This window comes from Duganella flavida (assembly GCF_009857445.1).
GTDB classification, from domain to species: Bacteria; Pseudomonadota; Gammaproteobacteria; order Burkholderiales; family Burkholderiaceae_D; genus Rugamonas; species Rugamonas flavida.
This window is the reverse complement of record NZ_WWCN01000068.1, coordinates 1-389: the sequence shown is the minus strand read 5'-3', so window position 1 is coordinate 389 and position 389 is coordinate 1. Positions and strand designations below refer to the sequence as shown.

The 389-nt window shown below is 46.8% G+C and carries 2 tRNA genes; both read left to right on the top strand.

The features are described 5' to 3' along the window. Positions 1-45 precede the first annotated feature (45 nt). A tRNA-Ile gene (locus tag GTP46_RS29225) sits at positions 46-122 on the top strand. Positions 123-133: 11 nt separating this feature from the next. Then, positions 134-209: transfer RNA gene (locus tag GTP46_RS29220), tRNA-Ala, on the top strand. The last annotated feature ends 180 nt before the right edge of the window (positions 210-389 follow it).

Sequence of the window (389 nt, the reverse complement as noted above, 5' to 3'; positions counted from 1 at the left end):
GCGCTCACACTTATCGACTGTAACGAATAGAGAACAGCAAATATTGGGGCTGTAGCTCAGCTGGTTAGAGCACCGTGTTGATAACGCGGGGGTCGTTGGTTCGAGTCCAACCAGCCCTACCAGTTGCACCAATGGGGGATTAGCTCAGCTGGGAGAGCACCTGCTTTGCAAGCAGGGGGTCGTCGGTTCGATCCCGTCATCCTCCACCATTACTGTTTTTACGTAAGCCCGCTAACGGCTTAGGTTTAGGTAAAAGTAGTATCGTTCTTTAACAATCTGGAAGAAGTAAAGTTTTATTAAGCGTGTATCGACAGATACATGCTTGGGTAGTAAAACTCATCATCACAAGTAGTAAATGCTTAGACTTATAGCCGTCAAGGTTATAGGGA